23 protein-coding genes and 1 other RNA gene are annotated in these 20673 nt (G+C 64.8%); 13 read left to right on the plus strand and 11 right to left on the minus strand.

Annotation, left to right across the window (positions count from 1 at the left end):
- Nucleotides 1-53 precede the first annotated feature (53 nt).
- Genes AB3X99_RS09455 through AB3X99_RS09465 form a run of 3 tightly spaced genes read left to right on the plus strand, consistent with a single transcriptional unit; the run spans nucleotide 54 to nucleotide 2193 of the window.
- Nucleotides 54-794: an amino acid ABC transporter permease gene (locus tag AB3X99_RS09455; protein ID WP_069268437.1), complete on the plus strand. Its 741-nt coding sequence runs from the start codon at nucleotides 54-56 to the stop codon at nucleotides 792-794.
- Nucleotides 794-1471 (plus strand): glutamate/aspartate ABC transporter permease GltK, encoded by a 678-nt coding sequence (gltK, locus tag AB3X99_RS09460; protein WP_069268438.1) that lies wholly within the window; start codon nucleotides 794-796, stop codon nucleotides 1469-1471. Before AB3X99_RS09455 ends, gltK begins: the two co-directional genes overlap by 1 nt.
- Nucleotides 1468-2193: an amino acid ABC transporter ATP-binding protein gene (locus tag AB3X99_RS09465; RefSeq protein WP_368616745.1), complete on the plus strand. Its 726-nt coding sequence runs from the start codon at nucleotides 1468-1470 to the stop codon at nucleotides 2191-2193. The genes gltK and AB3X99_RS09465 overlap by 4 nt, the downstream gene beginning before the upstream one ends.
- 71 nt (nucleotides 2194-2264) lie before the next feature.
- Here AB3X99_RS09465 and AB3X99_RS09470 read toward each other — a convergent pair whose 3' ends face one another.
- Nucleotides 2265-3173, minus strand: coding sequence for a class II glutamine amidotransferase (locus AB3X99_RS09470; protein WP_368616746.1), 909 nt, complete (start codon nucleotides 3171-3173; stop codon nucleotides 2265-2267).
- A 77-nt stretch (nucleotides 3174-3250) separates the two neighbouring features.
- Nucleotides 3251-3502, minus strand: a complete 252-nt coding sequence (locus AB3X99_RS09475; RefSeq protein ID WP_368616747.1) for a hypothetical protein — start codon at nucleotides 3500-3502, stop codon at nucleotides 3251-3253.
- Between the two features lie 36 nt (nucleotides 3503-3538).
- On the opposite strand from AB3X99_RS09475, the gene pyrC reads away from it, so the two are divergent.
- The 3 genes from pyrC (at nucleotide 3539) to rnpB (ending at nucleotide 6022) form a co-directional block, all read left to right on the plus strand.
- A complete protein-coding gene (gene pyrC, locus AB3X99_RS09480; protein WP_368616748.1) occupies nucleotides 3539-4594 on the plus strand; it encodes a dihydroorotase in 1056 nt (351 codons plus the stop codon).
- 71 nt (nucleotides 4595-4665) lie between these two features.
- A complete protein-coding gene (locus tag AB3X99_RS09485; RefSeq protein ID WP_368617037.1) occupies nucleotides 4666-5541 on the plus strand; it encodes a DUF3025 domain-containing protein in 876 nt (291 codons plus the stop codon).
- Nucleotides 5542-5611: 70 nt separating this feature from the next.
- Nucleotides 5612-6022: RNase P RNA component class A (rnpB, locus tag AB3X99_RS09490), an RNA gene on the plus strand.
- A 69-nt stretch (nucleotides 6023-6091) separates the two neighbouring features.
- Here rnpB and AB3X99_RS09495 read toward each other — a convergent pair.
- Nucleotides 6092-6514, minus strand: coding sequence for an OsmC family protein (locus tag AB3X99_RS09495; protein WP_027795839.1), 423 nt, complete (start codon nucleotides 6512-6514; stop codon nucleotides 6092-6094).
- Nucleotides 6515-7148: 634 nt separating this feature from the next.
- Between AB3X99_RS09495 and rplM the strand changes: the two genes are divergently transcribed.
- From rplM to erpA, 3 genes are all read left to right on the plus strand, one after another.
- Nucleotides 7149-7577 (plus strand): 50S ribosomal protein L13, encoded by a 429-nt coding sequence (gene rplM / locus AB3X99_RS09500; protein ID WP_027795838.1) that lies wholly within the window; start codon nucleotides 7149-7151, stop codon nucleotides 7575-7577.
- An 11-nt stretch (nucleotides 7578-7588) separates the two neighbouring features.
- Complete coding sequence (gene rpsI / locus AB3X99_RS09505; RefSeq protein WP_028209425.1) at nucleotides 7589-7981, plus strand: 30S ribosomal protein S9; 393 nt, start codon at nucleotides 7589-7591, stop codon at nucleotides 7979-7981.
- Nucleotides 7982-8215: 234 nt separating this feature from the next.
- A complete protein-coding gene (gene erpA / locus AB3X99_RS09510; RefSeq protein ID WP_042262553.1) occupies nucleotides 8216-8581 on the plus strand; it encodes an iron-sulfur cluster insertion protein ErpA in 366 nt (121 codons plus the stop codon).
- A 59-nt stretch (nucleotides 8582-8640) separates the two neighbouring features.
- Here erpA and AB3X99_RS09515 read toward each other — a convergent pair whose 3' ends face one another.
- Complete coding sequence (locus AB3X99_RS09515) at nucleotides 8641-9795, minus strand: anhydro-N-acetylmuramic acid kinase (protein ID WP_368616749.1); 1155 nt, start codon at nucleotides 9793-9795, stop codon at nucleotides 8641-8643.
- A 240-nt stretch (nucleotides 9796-10035) separates the two neighbouring features.
- Between AB3X99_RS09515 and tyrS the strand changes: the two genes are divergently transcribed.
- From tyrS to AB3X99_RS09535, 4 genes are all read left to right on the plus strand, one after another.
- Nucleotides 10036-11301, plus strand: a complete 1266-nt coding sequence (tyrS, locus tag AB3X99_RS09520; protein WP_342947650.1) for a tyrosine--tRNA ligase — start codon at nucleotides 10036-10038, stop codon at nucleotides 11299-11301.
- A complete protein-coding gene (gene dtd, locus AB3X99_RS09525) occupies nucleotides 11298-11768 on the plus strand; it encodes a D-aminoacyl-tRNA deacylase (RefSeq protein WP_342947651.1) in 471 nt (156 codons plus the stop codon). The genes tyrS and dtd overlap by 4 nt, the downstream gene beginning before the upstream one ends.
- 17 nt (nucleotides 11769-11785) lie before the next feature.
- Nucleotides 11786-12469: a histidine phosphatase family protein gene (locus AB3X99_RS09530; protein ID WP_368605673.1), complete on the plus strand. Its 684-nt coding sequence runs from the start codon at nucleotides 11786-11788 to the stop codon at nucleotides 12467-12469.
- 307 nt (nucleotides 12470-12776) lie between these two features.
- Complete coding sequence (locus AB3X99_RS09535; RefSeq protein WP_069268444.1) at nucleotides 12777-13928, plus strand: branched-chain amino acid ABC transporter substrate-binding protein; 1152 nt, start codon at nucleotides 12777-12779, stop codon at nucleotides 13926-13928.
- Nucleotides 13929-14014: 86 nt separating this feature from the next.
- Here AB3X99_RS09535 and AB3X99_RS09540 read toward each other — a convergent pair whose 3' ends face one another.
- The 7 genes from AB3X99_RS09540 to dusB form a co-directional block, all read right to left on the minus strand.
- A complete protein-coding gene (locus tag AB3X99_RS09540) occupies nucleotides 14015-14959 on the minus strand; it encodes an oxygenase MpaB family protein (protein ID WP_342947654.1) in 945 nt (314 codons plus the stop codon).
- Nucleotides 14960-14996: 37 nt separating this feature from the next.
- Nucleotides 14997-16073, minus strand: a complete 1077-nt coding sequence (gene ruvB, locus AB3X99_RS09545; protein ID WP_069268446.1) for a Holliday junction branch migration DNA helicase RuvB — start codon at nucleotides 16071-16073, stop codon at nucleotides 14997-14999.
- A 99-nt stretch (nucleotides 16074-16172) separates the two neighbouring features.
- Nucleotides 16173-16754, minus strand: a complete 582-nt coding sequence (gene ruvA, locus AB3X99_RS09550; protein ID WP_342952371.1) for a Holliday junction branch migration protein RuvA — start codon at nucleotides 16752-16754, stop codon at nucleotides 16173-16175.
- A gap of 107 nt (nucleotides 16755-16861) precedes the next feature.
- Nucleotides 16862-17404 (minus strand): crossover junction endodeoxyribonuclease RuvC, encoded by a 543-nt coding sequence (gene ruvC / locus AB3X99_RS09555; protein ID WP_028201962.1) that lies wholly within the window; start codon nucleotides 17402-17404, stop codon nucleotides 16862-16864.
- 189 nt (nucleotides 17405-17593) lie between these two features.
- Entirely contained in the window at nucleotides 17594-19159 is a 1566-nt protein-coding gene (purH, locus tag AB3X99_RS09560; RefSeq protein WP_368616750.1) for a bifunctional phosphoribosylaminoimidazolecarboxamide formyltransferase/IMP cyclohydrolase, read from the minus strand.
- A 70-nt stretch (nucleotides 19160-19229) separates the two neighbouring features.
- Nucleotides 19230-19463 (minus strand): Fis family transcriptional regulator, encoded by a 234-nt coding sequence (locus AB3X99_RS09565; RefSeq protein ID WP_028216158.1) that lies wholly within the window; start codon nucleotides 19461-19463, stop codon nucleotides 19230-19232.
- A complete protein-coding gene (gene dusB / locus AB3X99_RS09570; RefSeq protein ID WP_368616751.1) occupies nucleotides 19460-20527 on the minus strand; it encodes a tRNA dihydrouridine synthase DusB in 1068 nt (355 codons plus the stop codon). The genes AB3X99_RS09565 and dusB overlap by 4 nt, the downstream gene beginning before the upstream one ends.
- Between the last annotated feature and the right edge of the window lie 146 nt (nucleotides 20528-20673).

Below are 20673 nucleotides of genomic sequence, written 5' to 3' on the forward strand. Positions count from 1 at the left end.
GCACGGAACGGAAGAAGCGCCGCTTCTTCCGTTCTTTTTCTTGGAGTCTCTTGATGTCCTATCACTGGAACTGGGGCATTCTGCTCAGCCCGGTCTCGACGGGCGAACCCACCACGTACCTCGGCTGGATCCTCTCCGGCCTCTGGGTGACGGTCTCGGTGTCGCTGTGCGCGTGGGTGATCGCGCTCATCGTCGGGTCGTTCTTCGGCGTGCTGCGCACGGTGCCGAACAGGTTTCTCGCGGGCGTCGGCACAGTTTATGTGGCGATCTTCCGCAATATTCCGCTTATCGCGCAGTTCTTCATCTGGTACTTCGTGCTGCCGGAAATCGTGCCGCAATCGATAGGCAATGCGTTCAAGCAATCGCCGCCGGGCGTGCAGTTCTTCTCGGCGTCGGTCGTGTGTCTCGGGCTCTTTACCGCGGCGCGTGTATGCGAACAGGTGCGCTCGGGCATCAACGCGCTGCCGCGCGGCCAGCGCGCAGCCGGCCTCGCCATGGGCTTCACGCAGTGGCAGACGTACCGCTATGTGCTGCTGCCGGTGGCGTACCGCATCATCGTGCCGCCGCTCACCTCGGAGTTCCTCAACATCTTCAAGAACTCGGCGGTCGCCTCGACGATCGGCCTGCTCGATTTGTCGGCCCAGGCGCGTCAGCTCGTCGACTACACGGCGCAGACCTATGAGTCGTTCATCGCCGTCACGCTCGCTTATGTGCTCATCAACCTCGTCGTCATGACGCTCATGCGCTGGGTCGAGGCGAAGTCGCGTCTGCCCGGCTACATCGGAGGCAAGTGATGCATCATTTCGACTGGAGCGGCATTCCGGGCGCGCTGCCCACGCTGTGGACGGGCGCGATCATCACGTTCAAGATCACGCTGTGCGCGATCGTGGTCGGCATTCTCTGGGGCACGCTGCTCGCGCTCATGCGGCTTTCCAGCGTGAAGCCGCTCGAATGGTTCGCCAAGGGCTACGTCACGGTCTTCCGCTCGATCCCGCTCGTGATGGTCCTGCTGTGGTTCTTCCTGATCGTGCCGCAGGTGCTGCAAAACGTGCTGGGCCTGTCGCCCGACATCGACATTCGCCTCGCGTCCGCGATGATCGCGTTCTCGCTGTTCGAGGCCGCGTATTATTCGGAGATCATTCGTGCGGGCATTCAGGCGGTGCCGCGCGGGCAGGTGAACGCTGCATTCGCGCTCGGCATGCGCTATGGCCGGGCCATGCAATACGTCGTGCTGCCGCAGGCGTTCCGCGCGATGGTGCCGCTGTTGCTTACGCAGGCCATCGTGCTGTTTCAGGACACCTCGCTCGTGTACGTGATCAGCCTCGCCGACTTCTTCCGCACATCCACCAATATCGGCGACCGTGACGGGACGATGGTCGAGATGGTACTGTTCGCGGGCGCGTGTTATTTCGTGATTTGCGTGATCGCGTCGAGCCTCGTGAAAGGTCTTCAGAAAAAGGTCGCAAGATGATTTCAATTAAGAACGTTTCGAAGTGGTACGGCCAGTTCCAGGTGCTGACCAACTGCACGACGGAAGTGAAGAAGGGCGAGGTGGTGGTGGTGTGCGGGCCCTCGGGCTCGGGCAAGTCCACGCTCATCAAGACCGTCAACGGGCTCGAACCGTTCCAGCAGGGCGAGATTCTCGTGAACGGCGAGTCGGTGGGCGACAAACGCACCAACCTCTCGAAGCTGCGCTCGAAGGTGGGCATGGTGTTTCAGCACTTCGAGCTGTTCCCGCATCTGTCGATTACCGAGAATCTCACGCTCGCGCAGATCAAGGTGCTCGGCCGCGGCAAGGACGAGGCCACGCAAAAGGGCCTGAAACTGCTCGACCGCGTGGGCCTGCGTGCGCATGCCGACAAGTTCCCGGGTCAGCTCTCGGGCGGCCAGCAGCAGCGCGTGGCGATTGCACGCGCGCTGTCGATGGACCCCATCGCCATGTTGTTCGACGAGCCAACTTCGGCGCTCGACCCCGAGATGATCAACGAGGTGCTCGACGTGATGGTGGAGCTGGCCCAGGAAGGCATGACCATGATGTGCGTGACGCACGAAATGGGCTTTGCGAAGAAGGTCGCGCACCGCGTGATCTTCATGGACAAGGGCGCCATCGTCGAAGACGACCAGAAGGAAGCCTTCTTTGCGAGCCCGAAGTCGGATCGCGCGAAGGACTTTCTGGCGAAGATCCTGCACTGAGGCTTCACACGCTTCGAAAAAAAAGCCGCGCTCGATGATGCGCGGCTTTTTTGTTTTGGGCGTGGCCCGGCTTACTCGCCCCAGGTCTGCAGTGCGTCCACCGCTTCCGGGTCGATCTCGCGCGGCTGCCCGGCGCACGGTGCGCTGGCCGACGCGTCGAGCGACGGGTTGGCGAGCCTGTCGAGCACCTTTTGCGGCACCGGCACGCTTGTCCTGGCGATCACGTCGCCGTGCTGGAACATCAGCAGGTCGCCGGGAGCGAAGCGCGTCCAGACCTCGTTGTCGGTGAGCGGCGCGGTGGCGATCACGGCCACGCGGTCCTCGGGCGTCGTGTACTTGGCGAAGTCGATGGAGACATCGGCATCGACGAGATGGGCCGTCGAGAACGGCCAGCGTCGCACGAGATAGTAGAGATGCGTCGAACAATGCGCGAACAGCGCCTGGCCGTTCGACATCAGGAAGTTGAAGACACCGAACTGCGTGACCTCGCGCGTGAGCGACTCCAGCGCGGCGAACAGCTCGGCGAGCGGCGGCTGCGCACCGGGGAACGCCTTGCGCAAGCCTTGTAGCAGCAGACAGAACGCGCGCTCGCTATCGGTCGTGCCAACCGGTTGGTAGACGCCCGACATCACCGGATTGAAGTCCTGAAGGTCGCCGTTGTGCGCGAAGATCCAGTGCCGGCCCCACAGCTCGCGCTGGAACGGATGACTGTTTTCGAGCGCGCAGTTGCCCTGCGTGGCCTTGCGGATGTGGGCGATGGTGTTGCGCGACTTGATGGGATAGTGCTTGACCATCTCGGCGATCGGCGAACGTGCCGAGGCCTCGTTGTCGATGAAGAGGCGGCAGGCCTTGTCCTCGAAGAACGCGATACCCCAGCCGTCGGCGTGGTGATCGGTGGCGCCGCCGCGCGCCGCGAATCCTGTGAAGGAGAACGTGACGTCCGTCGGCGCGGCGCAATTCATTCCGAGAAGTTGGCACATGGTGCTGATGGTGCGTAATGCGACTGGGACGGCTGAGGCGGCGGCTGCAGTGGTAGGCGGGACCCGCCGTCGACCCGTTACAATGATGATTTTCCAAGCATATCACCGGCCTGCGGGTCGCCAATACGAAATTTGTCGGATGCATTGCAGACCTGCATAGAAGGGCGCGTGCCGGGGGCGATGCAGCGCGGATTGTCGTGTGTACGCGACGGTGCGGGCAATGCACAGGTTGGATCGGCATCGATCGTCGCCGCGTTTTTCCCCGTGATATGCCCGGAATTTCCGGCAGCCTGAGCGTGTTTCAAGCGAACTTGCCGCCGTTCATTCATACCGCTGTTGGTTCACTACCGCGCCTGACTCTTGCCATGAACGCCTCTTCCCCCTCGACTCTCACGCTCGCCCGCCCCGACGACTGGCACCTGCACGTGCGCGACGGCGCGATGCTCGCGGCCGTGCTGCCGCATACGGCGCGCCAGTTCGGCCGCGCGATCATCATGCCGAACCTCAAGCCGCCGGTCACGACGACCGAGCAGGCCGCCGCCTACCGCGAGCGCATTCTCGCGGCGCTGCCGGCGGGCTCGACGTTCGAACCGCTGATGACGCTCTATCTCACCGACAACACGCCGCCCGAGGAAATCCGCCGCGCGAAGGCGAGCGGCTTCGTGCACGGCGTGAAGCTGTACCCGGCGGGCGCGACGACGAATTCGGACGCCGGCGTGACCGACATCCGCAAGTGTGCGAAGACGCTCGAAGTCATGCAGGAAGTGGGCATGCCGCTGCTCGTGCACGGTGAAGTGACGAGCGCCGACATCGACCTGTTCGACCGCGAGAAGGTCTTCATCGACCGCGTGATGATTCCGACGCGCCGCGATTTTCCGGGTCTCAAGGTGGTGTTCGAGCACATCACGACGAAGGACGCCGTCGACTACATCCGCGCCGATCATGCCGCGCCCGGCCTACTCGGCGCGACGATCACCGCGCATCATCTGCTCTACAACCGCAACGCGATCTTCCAGGGCGGCATTCGTCCGCATTACTATTGCCTGCCCGTGCTCAAGCGCGAGACGCATCGCGTGGCGCTCGTGGACGCGGCGACCTCGGGCGATCATCGCTTCTTCCTCGGCACCGACAGCGCGCCGCACCCGAAGGGCCTGAAAGAGCACGCGTGCGGCTGCGCGGGCTGCTACACGGCGCTGCACGCGCTCGAGTTGTACGCCGAAGCGTTCGACAATGCGGGCGCGCTCGACAAGCTCGAGGGCTTCGCGAGCTTTTACGGCGCGGACTTCTACGGCCTGCCGCGCGCGACCGAAACGGTCACGCTGCGTCGCGAGAACTGGACGCTGCCCGCCGAAGTCGAGGCCGGCGGTACGCCCGTCGTGCCGCTGCGCGGCGGCGAGACGATCGGCTGGAAACTCGCTTGAACGAGGCGGGGCAGGGCGTGGCTGCGGGCGCAACGGTCGGCCCGACCGGGGCTGTCGATGCGCGCGCACCGATGCCCGCGCGCGCCCCGCGCCGGACCATGCCGCTGGGCAGTTTCACCGACATCGACTGGGCGCGCCCGTGGTTCGCGCAACACGAAACGCGCGGCCGGCGCTGGCAGCAGGCCGCGCTGGTGGGATACGCGGCGTATCTGGCCGAACTGAACGCCGATGCGCTGGTCGCCGCCCAAAGCACGGGCCGCGGCCGGCCGCTGCGCTTCATCGCCCAGGACGACCTGCCCGAAGGCTCGGCCTATGAGGCGCATATCGCGGCGACGGGCTGCGTGCCGACGCGTCACAACCTCCACGACTTCTTCAATGCGCTCGCCTGGTTCGCGTTCCCGCGCATCAAGGCGACGCTGAACGCGCGTCAGGCCGCGGCGATCGACGTGCTGGGCGTGGGCCCCACGCGCGGCGGCGTGCGCGACGCGCTCACGCTGTTCGACGAGAACGCGGTGCTCTTTGCCTCATCGGATGCGCCGCTGGTCGCGGCGTTGCGCGGCTTCGACTGGCGCACGCTGTTCGTGGCGCAGCGCGCTGGCTGGGAAGCGGCTTTCGGGGAGACGATCGGCGCGGCGCGCTGCGAAGTCCGCGTATTCGGCCATGCGCTGCTCGAAAAGATGATCTCGCCTTATGCGGCGTGCACGGCGCACGCCTGGGTGGTCGAGGTGCCGCAAGCGTATTTCACGTGGCCGCGCGCGCAACGCGACGCGTATCTGGACGAGACAGTGAGCGTCTCGCTCGCCGCCGATGCCACGCATGAAGCGCTCAATGGGCGCAGCTTTGCGCCGCTGCCGGTGCTCGGCATTCCGGGCTGGTGGGCGCAAAACGAGCACCCGTCGTTCTACGACGACACCACAGTCTTTCGCGCCGGCCGCCGGACTCGCTAAATGCCAGGCAGGCGGCAATCGATCCGGCCCCCGGCGCGGCGCGCCAGCCCGTGCTAATATCGCGCCTCGCAAAGCAGGCCAGGCAGTCGCGGCTCCGAGGTTTCGGCCAAAGAGGCGAGGAAAGTCCGGACTCCACAGGGCAGGGTGATGGCTAACGGCCATCCGTGGCGACACGCGGAACAGGGCAACAGAGAACAGACCGCCGATGGCCCGATTTCGGTCGGGATCAGGTAAGGGTGAAACGGTGCGGTAAGAGCGCACCGCGTCTGCGGTGACGTAGACGGCACGGTAACCTCCACCCGGAGCAATTCCAAGTAGGCAGGCGCGCATCTTCGGGATGCAGGATGGGGCCCCCATTCCGTCTGCGGGTAGGAAGCTTGAGCGCGTCAGCAATGGCGCGCCTAGAGGAATGGCTGCCACGCGCGGCGCGTCTTCGGACGCGGCGTGTGCACAGAATCCGGCTTATCGGCCTGCTTTGCAGCCTCATTCATGCAAAAAGCCGGCGCGGTTCTTCGCAGAACCGCGCCGGCTTTTTCTTTTGCCGCCGATATTAAGCCGCGACGATCTCGAACGTATGCGTGATCTCGGCAGTCTTGCCGATCATGATCGACGCCGAGCAGTACTTGTCGTGCGAGAGGTTGATCGCGCGCTCCACGGTGGCCGGGTTCAGGTTCTTGCCGGTCACGGTGAAGTGGAAGTGGATCTTCGTGAAGACCTTGGGGTCTTCGCTCGCGCGCTCGGCCTTGAGCGTCACGCTGCAGCCGCTCACTTCCTGGCGGCTCTTCTTGAGGATCAGCACTACGTCGTAGGCCGTGCAACCGCCCGTGCCGAGCAGCACCATTTCCATCGGCCGCGGCGCGAGGTTGTGGCCGCCGCCTTCCGGTGCGCCGTCCATGTTGACGAGATGGCCGCTGCCCGTTTCGGCTGCGAACGCCATGCCGTCCTGACCCATCCAGCTAACTTTGCATTCCATGTGCGTATGCCCCTGCGCGGTTTCTTGATTCAGACGGCATTGTAGCCCGCGCCTTACTGGTATGTCGGGGGGGCACGGCGGCGCGCGCCTTATGCCACGTGCTTGAATGTTGCGTCGCGACATCCTATGGACAAGGCGGATTTCCCTGACGCAATTAGGGGTTTCGCTCTAGCTGTCCTGGATGGTTTTCGCGGGCAGGATTTTCAACCCACTGATTTTTAAGAAATTCTCTTCCGGTACGTCGTTTCGATTGGATTTCACATTGTGGTGTTAGATTTCGCAATGCAAATGTCCTTGCGCTGCACAAGGCCCGTCCGTATAATTCGTCTCATTGGTTGTCGTGCTTCACGACACCTCAGCATGTCTCCTCCACCCTCCTCAAAAGAGTGGATTAAGCCCGAACAAACGCGTTCGGGCTTTTTTTCGTCTGCCGCCTCGGCTTGTCCCGTCAGTAACGCGCCGCAAGCAATTTTTTGACTCGCAACTGAATTTCCCTTTATAATCGTAGGTTCTCCGCATCCATGTCCGCGCGGAGACGGGGAAACTCGAACCAGGGAGAGCCTGCGCCGACGTCAACGAGCGTCACCATATAAGCAGGACCAAAACAGGGCACAGCATTTTTTTTGGATCGATCATGAAGACTTTTTCCGCCAAGGCACATGAAGTGCAGCGCGAATGGTACGTGATTGACGCGACGGATAAGGTTCTCGGCCGTGTCGCCAGCGAAGTGGCACGCCGTCTTCGCGGCAAGCACAAGCCTGAGTTCACCCCGCACGTCGACACTGGTGATTTCATCATCATCATCAACGCCGGCAAGCTGAAGGTCACGGGCAACAAGACCACCGACAAGAAGTACTACCGTCACTCGGGTTACCCGGGCGGTATCTACGAAACGACGTTCGGCAAGATGCAGGAACGCTTCCCGGGCCGCGCGCTCGAGAAGGCCGTCAAGGGCATGCTGCCGAAGGGCCCGCTCGGCTACGCGATGATCAAGAAGCTGAAGGTCTACGCTGACGCAACGCACCCGCATTCGGCGCAACAGCCGAAGGCGCTCGAGATCTAAGGGGAGCCCACATGATCGGTAACTGGAATTACGGTACGGGCCGCCGCAAGAGCGCCGTCGCTCGTGTCTTCATCAAGTCGGGCAAGGGCGAAATCGTCGTCAACGGCAAGCCCATCGCTGACTACTTCTCGCGCGAAACGTCGCTGATGATCGTGCGTCAACCGCTGGAACTCACGAACCACGGCACGACGTTCGACATCAAGGTGAACGTGACGGGCGGCGGCGAAACCGGCCAGGCCGGCGCAGTTCGCCACGGCATCACGCGCGCGCTGATGGACTACGACGCAACGCTCAAGCCGGCACTGTCGCAAGCTGGCTTCGTCACCCGTGACGCACGTGAAGTGGAACGTAAGAAGGTCGGTTTCCACAAGGCACGTCGCCGCAAGCAGTTCTCGAAGCGTTAATTTCGTATTGGCGCTTTGCGCCTTCGCCCCTCGCGGGGTGCAGCGCAGCTGCAAAAGCCGTCCGCGCTTCGTGCGCCGGGCGGCTTTTTCGTTTGTTTTTCGTTTTCGTCGGCGCGCCGAACGTGTGGCGCGCAAGCTGCGACAAGCTGGAGAAACCCCTTGATTTCGTGGGCTTAAGCACGATATCGGGAAGAGCCCTACAATAGCGGCTAGAAGCTTTTTTGGAGAGTTCGAATGAGCGCTGTCACCGAAACTACCGCGACCGAAATGCCCGGTCCCTTCGTTTTCACCGAAGCAGCGGCTGACAAGGTCAAGCAACTGATCGACGAGGAAGGCAACCCGGAGCTGAAGCTGCGCGTATTCGTGCAGGGCGGCGGCTGTTCGGGCTTCCAGTACGGATTCACGTTTGACGAAACGGTCAACGAAGACGACACCGTAATGAACCGCAACGGCGTCCAGCTTCTGATCGACTCGATGAGCTATCAGTACCTCGTCGGCGCCGAGATCGACTACAAGGACGATCTGAACGGCGCGCAGTTCGTCATCAAGAACCCGAACGCGACCACCACGTGCGGTTGCGGCTCGTCGTTCTCGGTCTGATCGATTTGCTGTAATAAGAAACGGGGCTTCGGCCCCGTTTCTTATTGGTGCGCGCCTGCTTAGCGCGGATAAATCGCACCCAGCACGCGCTCGCCGGCAGCCCCGGTTACGGCCGCGAGATTGCCAGGTTCGCGTGCCACGCAGCGCATGGCGAGCCACGCGAAGGCGAGCGGCTCCACCTGATGCGGCGGGACGCCGAGCGCTTCGGTGGTCGTGACCGGTACGCCCGCCACACCGCCCGTTTCAAGCGCCTTTTGCAGCGCGGCCATCAATGCGGCATTGCGCGCGCCGCCGCCGCAGACATACACGGCACGGCAATCGCTTGCGTGACGCTCGATCTCGCGTGCCACGCTCACGGCGGTCAGGGCGACTAGCGTGGCCTGCACGTCGGCGGGTGTGAGCGATTCGAAGCCCTTGAGCTTGTCGTCGAGCCACTGGGCGTTGAAAAGATCGCGACCGGTGCTCTTGGGCGGCTGCTGTTCGAAGAACGGTTCGTCCAGCAGGGCATTCAGAAGCGGCTGATGCAGATTGCCGCTCGCGGCGAACTTGCCGTTCTCGTCGTAGGGCTTGCCAAGGTGCCGTTCGGCCCACAGGTCGAGCAGAGCGTTGGCCGGGCCGCAGTCGAAGCCACGCACGGCGCCCGTCGACGAGAGCACCGTGATGTTGCTGATGCCGCCGAGGTTGCAGACCACGCGCGTTTCTTCCTGCGAACCGAACAGCGTCGCGTGGAACGCGGGCACGAGCGGTGCACCCTGGCCGCCCGAGGCGACGTCGCGGCTGCGGAAGTCGGCGATCACGTCGATATGCGTGAGTTCCGCAAGCAGCGCCGGGTTCTGGATCTGCACGGTGTAGCCTTTCTCCGGCCGATGCCGCACGGTCTGGCCGTGCGCGCCGATCGCGCGCACCTCGGCGGGAGGCACGGTGCTTCCGCGCAGCAACTCGTGGCAGCACACCGCATAGCGGGCAGCCAGCGCGTTGCCGGCGAGCGCTTCGCGTTCGATCTCGTTCTCGCCGGGCTGCTGCAACGAAAAGAGTGCGTCGCGCAGCCCCTGTGCGAAGCCGACGAACGCCACGGCCAGTACCACTGGCCGCTGGCCCGCCTCGAAGCGCACGGCAATGCCGTCCACGCCATCCATGCTCGTGCCCGACATCAGGCCGAAATACACGCCGTCGGCGGCGTGTGCGCTCTCGTTTCGTGCGTCGCGTGGCGCCACGTTGTGCTCCTTTATCAATGCAATTCAGTGCCCTGCGAGGCAATTATCGGCGTAATGCCTCTCGAGCGTAAGCCGAACGGCTGACTACGCACCGGCGCGGGCGAGTCTGGCACCCAATTCCCCGGTCCGAGGGCGGTGCAGCCTGGCTTCGCGCGCACAAACCGCAAACCTCGGCCCGGCGAGTCGAATCACGTAAAATTGCGGCCTAGACCCAGACTTAACGACAGAACCGATCGAAGCATGAGCAACGAGTCCACCTCCAGCAACGGCGCCAGCACCGGCGCAAAAGACGCCTTTCCGGTCACCGACGAAGTCCGTCACGCGCTCGCCGTCACGAAGCGCGGCGTGGACGAACTGCTGATCGAAGAAGAATTCGAGCAGAAGCTCGCCCGCAGCGCGGCCACCGGCAAGCCGCTGCGCATCAAGCTCGGCCTCGACCCGACCGCGCCCGACATCCACATCGGCCATACGGTCGTGCTCAACAAGATGCGCCAGCTGCAGGATCTCGGCCACAACGTGATCTTCCTGATCGGCGACTTCACTTCGCTCATCGGCGACCCGTCGGGCCGCAACGCCACGCGCCCGCCGCTCACACGCGAGCAGATCGAATCGAACGCGAAAACGTATTTCGAGCAGGCCGCGCTCGTGCTCGACCGCGAAAAGACCGAAATTCGCTACAACAGCGAATGGTCGATGCCGCTCGGCGCCGACGGCATGATCAAGCTGGCATCGCGCTACACGGTGGCGCGTATTCTCGAGCGCGAGGACTTCACCAGGCGCTTCCAGAGCGGCGTGCCCATTTCGATCCACGAATTCCTGTATCCGCTCATGCAGGGCTACGACTCGGTCGCGCTCAATGCGGACCTCGAGCTCGGCGGCACGGACCAGAAGTTCAACCTGCTCGTTGGCCGCGAACTGCAGAAGCAGTACGGCCAGGAGCAGCAGTGCATTCTCACGATGCCGCTGCTCGAAGGCCTCGACGGCGTCGAGAAGATGTCGAAGTCGAAGAACAACTACATTGGCATCAGCGAGAAGCCCAACGACATGTTCGGCAAGCTCATGAGCATTTCCGACGTGCTGATGTGGCGTTACTTCACGCTGCTCTCGTTCCGTCCGATGGACGAAATCGAAGGGTTCAAGCGCGAAATCGAAGCGGGCCGCAACCCGCGCGACTTCAAGGTGCTGCTCGCGCAGGAAATCGTCGCGCGCTTTCACTCGCAGGCCGACGCCGAGCGCGCGCTCGAAGACTTCAACCATCGCGCCAAGGGCGGCGTGCCGGACGACATTCCGTCGATCACGCTCGCGGGCGCGCCCCTCGCCATCGGCCAGTTGCTCAAGCAGGCGGGGCTCGTGCCGTCCACGAGCGAAGCGCTGCGCAACATCGAGCAGGGTGGCGTGAAGATCGACGGCGCCACCGTCTCCGACAAGGGCCTCAAGGTCGAAGCGGGCGAGTTCGTCGTGCAGGTGGGCAAGCGCCGCTTTGCGCGCGTGACGCTCACGGCATGATTGCGCTGATCCAGCGCGTGCGCCGCGCCGAAGTGCGCGTGGCGGACGGCGGCAGCGAGCGCGTGACCGGCGCGATCGGCCAGGGGCTGCTCGCGCTGGTTTGCGCGGAGCGCGGCGACACCGAGGCGAACGCCGACAAGCTGCTCGCGAAGCTGCTCGGCTACCGCGTGTTCAGCGACGCGGCGGGCAAGATGAACCTGAGCGTGCAGAATATCGACGGCAACGGCACCGCAGGCGGCCTGCTGCTCGTCTCGCAGTTCACGCTGGCGGCAGACACGAACAGCGGTCTGCGCCCGAGCTTCACGCCGGCCGCCCCGCCCGATGAGGGGCGGCGTCTGTTCGATTATTTCGTCGCCGCCGCGCGCGAGAAGCATACGAGCGTCGAGACGGGCGAGTTCGGCGCCGACATGCAGGTGTCGCTCGTCAACGACGGCCCCGTCACGTTCTGGCTGCAAGTGCGCAACTGAACCATGCGCTTTTGACTATGAACACGGAAATCCTCTTTATCCGCCACGGCGAAACGGACTGGAACCGCATCAAGCGCATCCAGGGCCATATTGACATTCCGCTCGCGGAAAGCGGCCTCACGCAGGCGCAACAACTCGGCGCCCGTCTCGCGAACGAAGTGCAATCGGGTGCTCGGCTCGACGCAATCTGGTCGAGCGATTTGTTGCGCGCGCAACAGACGGCGCAGCCCATTGCCGAAGCCCTGGGTCTGCCGATTCAACTCACCGAAGGGCTGCGCGAGCGCAACTATGGCGCGTTTCAGGGCCACGACAGCGACGAAATCGCCGAGCGCTTTCCGGACGAGTACGCGCACTGGCAAACGCGTGACCCAGGCTTTGCGCCGCCGGAAGGCGAGTCGCAGCGCGAGTTCTACCACCGTGTGCTGCACGCGCTCGAGCCGATCCTGGCCAGGCACCCGGGCGGCCGTATTGCGTGTGTCGCGCACGGCGGCGTGCTCGACTGCGTGTACCGCTTCGCGAACGGCCTCGCACTCGACGCGCCGCGCGCGTGGCCGCTCCTCAACACGAGCGTGAACGTCGTCGATTTCGAACGCGGCGAGTACGTGACGCAGGCGCGCGTCGTCGCATGGGGCGACGTGGTGCATCTGGGCGGCGTCAGCGCTGACGACGGCTTCAAACGCACGCCCGAGGCGGGGCGCTAACGTGCTTTTTTGGCAGCGCGGGGCCTGGCCGCGCTGTCCTGTTCTTCCTGTCTTCCCCTCCCAGCGTCGCTCCTGTGCCTCGCCAACGCCACGGCCCGATCGATTTCCTTTCCGCTTGCTTGCGGCTTCTTTCCAAAGCCCAACCACAAAGTTAAGCGTCCTGCTAACATTTGCCCTACCTTTGGGCGCGCTGGCCACCGGGCTCCAGGCCCGGCCCTGCGTTGAAGAGGGACGCGCGCGCATGACAAGCGTGAGGCCGCGTGCCGAAGGTACGGGTATTCCAAGAAAACACGCAGGAGAAAGTTCAATGACGTTCAAGCTTCACAAGCTGCTGCCGGTGAGCGCAGCGGTCATGGCGCTCGCAGCGCTGTCGGCCAGCAACACGGCGTCGGCCGACCAGGTCGTCAAGATCGGCCACGTCGGTCCGCTCACGGGCGGTTCGGCCCACCTCGGCAAGGACAACGAGAACGGCGCGCGCCTCGCCATCGAGGAAATCAATGCCAAGGGCCTGACGATCGACGGCCAGAAGATCACGCTCGCGCTCGACGCTCAGGACGACGCCGCCGACCCGCGCCAGGCCACCCAGGTCGCGCAGAAGCTGGTAGACGACAAGGTCGTGGCGGTGATCGGCCATTTGAACTCGGGCGCGTCGATCCCGGCATCGAAGATCTACAGCGACGCCGGAATCGTGCAGATCTCGCCGTCGTCGACCAATCCTTCGTACACGCAGCAGGGCTTCAAGACCACGTACCGCGTGGTCGCGACCGACGCCCAGCAAGGCCCTGCGCTCGCCGATTATGCGGCCAAGAGCCTGAACGTGAAGACCGTGGCTGTGGTCGACGACTCGACCGCCTATGGCCAGGGCCTCGCGAACGAGTTCGAGAAGACGGCGAAGTCGCTCGGCATGAAGGTGCTCTCGCACGACGCGACCAACGACAAGGCCGTCGATTTCCGCGCGATCCTCACGAAGATCAAGGGCGAGAACCCCGACGCCATCATGTACGGCGGCATGGACGCCACGGGCGGCCCGTTCGCAAAGCAGGCCCGCCAGCTCGGTCTGCGCGCGAAAGTGCTGTCGGGCGACGGCGTGTGCACGGAAAGCCTCGCGGACCTCGCGGGCGCGGCGACGGACAATATCGTCTGCTCGCAGGCCGGCATGGCGGTCGAGCGTATGAACGGCGGCGCGGCATTCGCGGCGAAGTACGAGAAGCGCTTCGGTCACCCGATCGAATTCGATGCGCCGTTCACGTATGACGCGGTGTACATCGTCGTCGACGCGATGAAGCGCGCGAACGCCATCGACCACGCGAAGATCCTCGCGCAGATCCCGGGCACCGACTACAAGGGTGTGATTGGCGAGACGACCTTCGATTCGAAGGGCGACCTCAAGCACGGCGTGATCTCGCTCTACAACTACAAGGGCGGCAAGAAAACGCTGCTCGACGTGGTGAAGATGTAAGCACGCGGTCGCGCGCAGCCGCTTCGGCGCGCCGCACATGAAACGGCCAACCTGCGCAGGGTTGGCCGTTTTTTATTCCGTAGCGCTTATTTCGCGGCTTGCGCCGCGGCCCGCCGCCGCGCGCGTTTCGAGACGCCGTTAACGAGCGCCCAGCGCAAGACCGGCGCGACGGCGAGCATGCCGGGCTGGACCATGGCGCGGCGCGCGAAGGCGAACGAGTCGAAGCCGAGCATCTGCTGCGCAAAGGGCGGCAACAGGTCGATGCCCGCGTTCCTGATCAGCGCGCTAGCGGGGCGCATCCCCGGGCGCGGCGCGGGCGCTTGCATGAGCACGCGCACCACTTCGAACGTGCGGTCGCTCGCGACGAGTTCGGGCTGCATCGATTGCAGATACGCAGCGATTTCGGCGCGCGAGCGCGGCACCTTCGCGGCGCCGAGCAGTTCGGCAATGCGCGCGACTTCGGCGTAGTACTGATCCTGCATCTCACCGGGCAGCGCGGGATTCACGAAGCGCAAATACGCGCCGATAAAACTCGAAACTTCGGCCACGTGCACCCAGGTTAGCAGCGCAGGATCGCTCGCGCGATAGGGACGGCCATCGGGTGCGGTGCCCGTCACGGCGAGGTGGATCCGTTTGACGCGCTCGATCAGCGCCAGCGCGTCGGCGCGGCTGCCGTAAGTCGTGCCGGCGATGAAGGTCGCGGTGCGCCGCAGCCGCCCGAGGATGTCGATGCGAAAGGTCGAATGGTCCCACACACCGGCGAGCGCGAGCGGATGCAGCGCCTGCAGCAGCAGCGCGCTGACGCCGCCCGCCATCATCGCGGCGAAATCGGCATGGACCTTCCAGCAAACGGCGTCGGGGCCGAAGAGGCCCGGGTCGCCCGGCGGATTCGAGTAATCGAGTTTCGGGCCGCTGCCCGTGGTGAGATGCGTGATGTTTTCGGCGAGCGTCATGCGCACGCGGCGCACGAGCTGACCGGCAAGGCCCGTCGGTTCAGGCGCGTTGGGAGGAAGGCCGGCGTGATCGGACATCGTGCTCTCGCTCGCGCTGCGTTGGGGCTTGCGCGCCCTACGACGCGTCCGGTTCCCAGTCGCCGCCCGCCGACGCGTCGTCCGGCACCGTGAGGCCGAAGTGGCGGTAGCTCAGTTGCGTGGCTACGCGCCCGCGCGGCGTGCGCTGCAGATAGCCTTGCTGGATCAGGTACGGTTCGAGCACGTCCTCGATCGTGTCGCGTTCCTCGCCGATGGCGGCGGCAAGGTTGTCCACGCCTACCGGACCGCCGTCGAACTTGTGCAGGATGGCTTCGAGCAGCTTGCGGTCCATCAGGTCGAAGCCCACGGGATCGACGTCGAGCATGCGCAGCGCGGCGTCGGCGACCTTCGCGGTGATCGCGCCGTCGGCCTTCACCTCCGCGTAGTCGCGCACGCGGCGCAGCAGGCGGTTGGCGATACGCGGCGTGCCGCGCGAGCGGCGTGCGATTTCCAGCGCGCCGTCCGGGTGGATCTGCGCGCCGAGCAGCGAAGCCGAGCGCTGCACGATGCGCGAGAGCTCGCTGGCGTTGTAGAACTCGAGGCGCGAGACGATGCCGAAGCGGTCGCGCAGCGGGTTCGTGAGCATCCCCGCGCGCGTGGTCGCGCCCACCAGCGTGAACGGCTGGAGGTCGAGCTTCACGCTGCGCGCGGCCGGTCCTTCGCCGATCATGATGTCGATCTGGTAGTCCTCGAGCGCCGGATACAGGATTTCCTCGACGACCGGCGAGAGCCGGTGTATTTCGTCGATGAAGAGCACGTCGTTGGCTTCGAGGTTGGTGAGCAGGGCCGCGAGATCGCCCGCGCGCTCCAGCACGGGGCCCGACGTCTGCCGCAGATTGACCCCCATTTCGCGCGCGATGATGTGCGCGAGCGTGGTCTTGCCGAGGCCCGGCGGGCCGAACAACAGCACGTGGTCGAGCGGTTCGGACCGGCGCTTCGCAGCCTCGATGAAGATCTCGAGCTGGCCGCGCACCTTTTCCTGGCCGACATATTCGTCGAGCTGGCGCGGGCGCAACGCGCGTTCGAACGCTTCCTCGTGAGTCGAGGCGGGCGTGGCGGCGATCACGCGGTCGGCGCCGGCGTGGTTGGCGGCGAGTTTGTCGGTTTCGATCATGCAGCGATTGTACCGCGCAGACTCTGCGGCGGCGGGGCCGCCCCGGGCATCACGATGGCACCGCAACTAACAGCCAGCCTCGAGCGTGCGCGAGGGCGATCAGGCCTTGGAGAGCGCCTTGAGCGCGAGCTTGATGCCTTCCGAAACGCCGGTGCCGGCGGGCACGTTCTTGATCGCGGCCAGCCCTTCCTTCTCCGAATAGCCGAGCGCGAGCAGCGCGTTGAGGATGTCGTTCGCGTGGTCGGAAGGCGAAGCGGCGGCGGCCATCGCGCCGAGGTCCGCGCCGAGCTTGCCCTTGAGTTCGAGCAGCAGGCGCTCGGCCGTTTTCTTGCCGATGCCGGGCACGCGCGTGAGACGCGCCGCGTCCTGCTGCGTGACCGCTTGCGCGAGGTCATTCACGCTCATGCCGGAAAGCACGGCGAGCGCCATGCGTGCGCCGATGCCGCTGATCTTGAGCAGCTCGCGAAACGTCGAGCGCTCCTCCTGCGAGCCGAAGCCGAAGAGCAGATGCGCGTCTTCGCGCACGATCATCTGCGTGAGCAACACGATTTTTTCGCCGGTGCCGGGCAGGTTGTAGAACGTGCTCATCGGCACGTCGACTTCGTAGCCGACGCCGTTGCAGTCGATGAGCAGGTGCGGCGGGTTCTTTTCCAGCAATACGCCGGCAATGCGACCGATCATGGCGGGTTCTGTGATGAGGGAAAGCTCAAGAGTGTAGCGGAGGGCAGGGCAGTCCGGAGCGCGCGGCCAGAACGTTCGCCGCCCGGCCAGGCGCATCGGCCACGTATTCAGCCTATCAACCGTCCGCGGCGTACCCGCATGCCCTTCTTCGCGAGCGCAGGCGCGAGCCCGCCGAGCGTGGCGAGCGCGTCGCCGCCGTGCGCGTGGCAGATCGCCATGCCGAGCGCGTCGGCGGCGTCGGTGCCGGGCGTGCCGGTGAGGGCGAGCAGGCGCACGACCATCTGCTGCATCTGTTCCTTGGTCGCGCGTCCGTAGCCCACCACGGCCTGCTTGAGCTGCAGCGCGGTGTACTCGGCCACCGGTACGCCGCCCGACACCAGCCCGCAGATGGCCGCGCCGCGCGCTTGCCCAAGCAGCAGGGTCGACTGCGGATTGACGTTGACGAAGACCTTTTCGATTGCGGCCTGGTCGGGCGCGTGCTGACGGATCAGCGTGGAAACGCCCTCGAAGATGGTGCCGAGGCGCGTGGGCAGATCGGCATCGGCGGTGCGGATGACGCCGCTTGCGACGTACGTGAGCTGATGGCCGTGACGTTCGATCACGCCGAAGCCGGTGACGCGCAAGCCGGGGTCGATGCCGAGAATTCTCATGAAATGCGGGGAAGACGGATGTGCCTGCGATGGTACAACGAACGGCACAGATGCCGCGAGCCTTGAAGGCGCGGGCGAACGAGGCGCGCCGCGCAAAGAAAAAGCCCGCGAGACGCAAGTCCGGCGGGCTTTGCACAAGCGGCGCGTCACGTGCAGGTGACGCGCCGCACGCAACCAGTGCGGCGAAGATCAGTGACGGAAGTGGCGGATGCCCGTCATCACCATCGCGATGTTGTGCTCGTCGGCGGCGGCGATCACTTCGTCGTCGCGCATCGAGCCGCCCGGCTGGATCACGCAGGTCGCGCCCGCGTTCACCACCACGTCGAGGCCATCGCGGAACGGGAAGAACGCGTCCGAGGCGACTGCCGTGCCCGCGAGCTTGAGGCCCGCGTTTTCGGCCTTGATGCTGGCGATGCGCGCCGAGTCCACGCGGCTCATCTGGCCCGCGCCGACGCCCATCGTCATGCCGTTCGCGCAGAACACGATGGCGTTCGACTTCACGAACTTCGCGACGCGCCATGCGAACAGCAGGTCGTCCATTTCCTTCGGCGTCGGGTGGCGCTTCGTCACCACGCGCAGTTCGTGCGGCTGCACGTTCTTCGCGTCGAGCGATTGCACGAGCAGGCCGCCGCCCACGCGCTTCAGATCGAATGCGTTATGGCCGTCGCCCAACGCGATCTCGAGCAGACGCACGTTCTGCTTCGCGGCGAACACGGCCTTCGCGGCTTCCGAGAACGACGGCGCGATCAGCACTTCGACGAACTGCTTGGCGACAGCCTGCGCCGCGGCGTCGTCCACTTCGCGGTTGAACGCGATGATGCCGCCGAACGCCGAGGTCGGGTCGGTCTGGAACGCCTTCGAGTAGGCTTCGAGCGCGTTCGCGCCGATCGCCACGCCGCATGGATTCGCGTGCTTGATGATCACGCACGCCGGTGCGTCGAACGTCTTCACGCATTCCCATGCCGCGTCCGAGTCGGCGATGTTGTTGTACGACAGTTCCTTGCCCTGCAGTTGCGTGTAGTTCGCGAGCGCGCCGGCGGGCGTCGTGAGGTCGCGGTAGAACGCGGCGCTCTGGTGCGGGTTTTCGCCGTAGCGCAGGTCCTGGACCTTGTCGAACGCGAGGTTCAGCACGGCCGGGTAGGTGTTGCGCGACTTGTGCTCGAGCGCTTCGGTGAGGCTCGTGAGGTAATTCGTGATCGCGCCGTCGTATTGCGCCGTGTGCGAGAACACCTTGGTCGCGAGGCGGAAGTTCGTGGCATAGCTCACGCTGTTGCCGTTCGCGCGCATTTCTTCCAGCACCAACGCGTAGTCGGCCGGGTCGACCACCACGGTCACGTCGCGATGGTTCTTAGCCGCCGAGCGCAGCATGGTCGGGCCGCCGATATCGATGTTCTCGATTGCGTCTTCGAGCGAGCACTCTTCCTTCGAGATCGTCTGGACGAACGGGTAGAGGTTCACGACGAGCAGGTCGATCGTCGGGATGTCGTGCTTTTCGAGCGCGGCCATGTGCTCGGGCAGGTCGCGGCGCGCGAGGATGCCGCCGTGCACCTTCGGGTGCAGCGTTTTCACGCGCCCATCGAGCATTTCCGGGAAGCCGGTGTAGTCGGCCACTTCGGTGACGGAAAGGCCCGCGTCCGCGAGCAGTTTCGCGGTGCCGCCGGTCGAGAGGATCTTGACGCCGAGGTCCGACAGCGACTTCGCGAAGTCGACGATGCCGGCCTTATCGGAAACGGAGATGAGCGCTTGCCTGATCATGATGGGTAACGAGGTAGATTGCCGAGAGATCGAGGGGGCTGCGCCGAAGGTCCAGAAAAACGCAGCGGCGTTACAGCAGGCCGTGCTGCTGGAGCTTCTTGCGCAGCGTGTTGCGGTTGATGCCGAGATACTCGGCGGCGAGCGACTGATTGCCGCCTGCCTGCTCGAGCACCACCTCGAGCATCGGTTTTTCGACGCACGCCATCACCATTTCGTAGACGTCGTGCGGATTGCTGCCGTCGAGGTCCTGGAAGTAGATGCCAAGGCTCTCGCGGACGGATTGTTCGATGTTGTGCTTGCTCATGCTGCCAGTCGATCGGTTGATTCGTCGCTGCCGTCGCTGTCGTTGTTCTCGTCGTCGACGTAGACGAGGCGCTCGGAGCGCGCCTTCTGTTCGTCGAAGAACTGATTGACGGCGACGAGCTGCTCGCGCGTGGTGTCCAGCGTATTCATGCGGTGCCGGAACGTATTGGCGCCGCAAAGGCCGCGAGTGTACCAGCCGATATGCTTGCGCGCAGTACGCACGCCCGTAAATTCACCGTAAAAAGCGTAGTGGTCCTCCAGATGCTCGTTCATGATCGACTGGATTTCGTCTACGCGCGGGGGCGGCAGCTGCTCGCCCGTCGCCAGGAAATGCTCGATTTCGCGGAACAGCCACGGGCGCCCCTGCGCCGCGCGGCCGATCATGATGGCGTCGGCGCCCGTGAGTGCGAGGACCTCGCGCGCCTTTTGCGGCGACGTAATGTCGCCGTTCGCGACCACCGGAATGCGCGCGGCGGCCTTCACCGCGGCAATCGTTTCGTACTCCGCTTCACCGTGATAGAGATCGGCGCGCGTGCGGCCGTGCACGGTGAGCATGGCAATGCCGCTTTCTTCGGCAATGCGCGCGATGGTAAGTGCGTTGCGGTTGTCGCGGTCCCAACCCGTGCGGATCTTGAGCGTGACAGGCACGGCGTCGGGACCCACGCCCACGGCGTCGACCACGGCCTTGACGATGCGCGCGACGAGCGGCTCGTTCTGCAAGAGCGCCGAGCCGGCCGCGACGTTGCAGACCTTCTTGGCCGGGCAGCCCATGTTGATGTCGATGATCTGCGCGCCGTTCGCGACGTTGTAGCGCGCGGCTTCGGCCATCATTGCCGGATCGGCCCCGGCGATCTGCACCGAAATGGGTTCCACTTCGCCCGCGTGATTGGCGCGGCGCATGGTCTTTTCGCTCTTCCAGAGCTGCGCGTTGGACGCGACCATTTCGGAGACCGCATAGCCCGCGCCGAGGCGCTTGCACAGCTGGCGGAACGGCCTGTCCGTGACACCCGCCATGGGGGCGACGAACAGGTTGTTACGCAAGGTGTGACGGCCGATAGTGAACATGACGCGCGGGCGAGGCCGGTACCGCGACCCGGATGGCAATCCGGCCGGCGCGGCAATCGGCGTGAACTTGAAAAAGGGGAAACGCATATTTTAGCGTAAGCGCGATGCGAGGTCGCGCTGCGCGGACCCTGGTCTTGTCCCGGAGC

Origin of the sequence: Paraburkholderia sp. BR10882 (genome assembly GCF_040948855.1) — a bacterium.
Classification (GTDB): domain Bacteria; phylum Pseudomonadota; class Gammaproteobacteria; order Burkholderiales; family Burkholderiaceae; genus Paraburkholderia; species Paraburkholderia nodosa_A.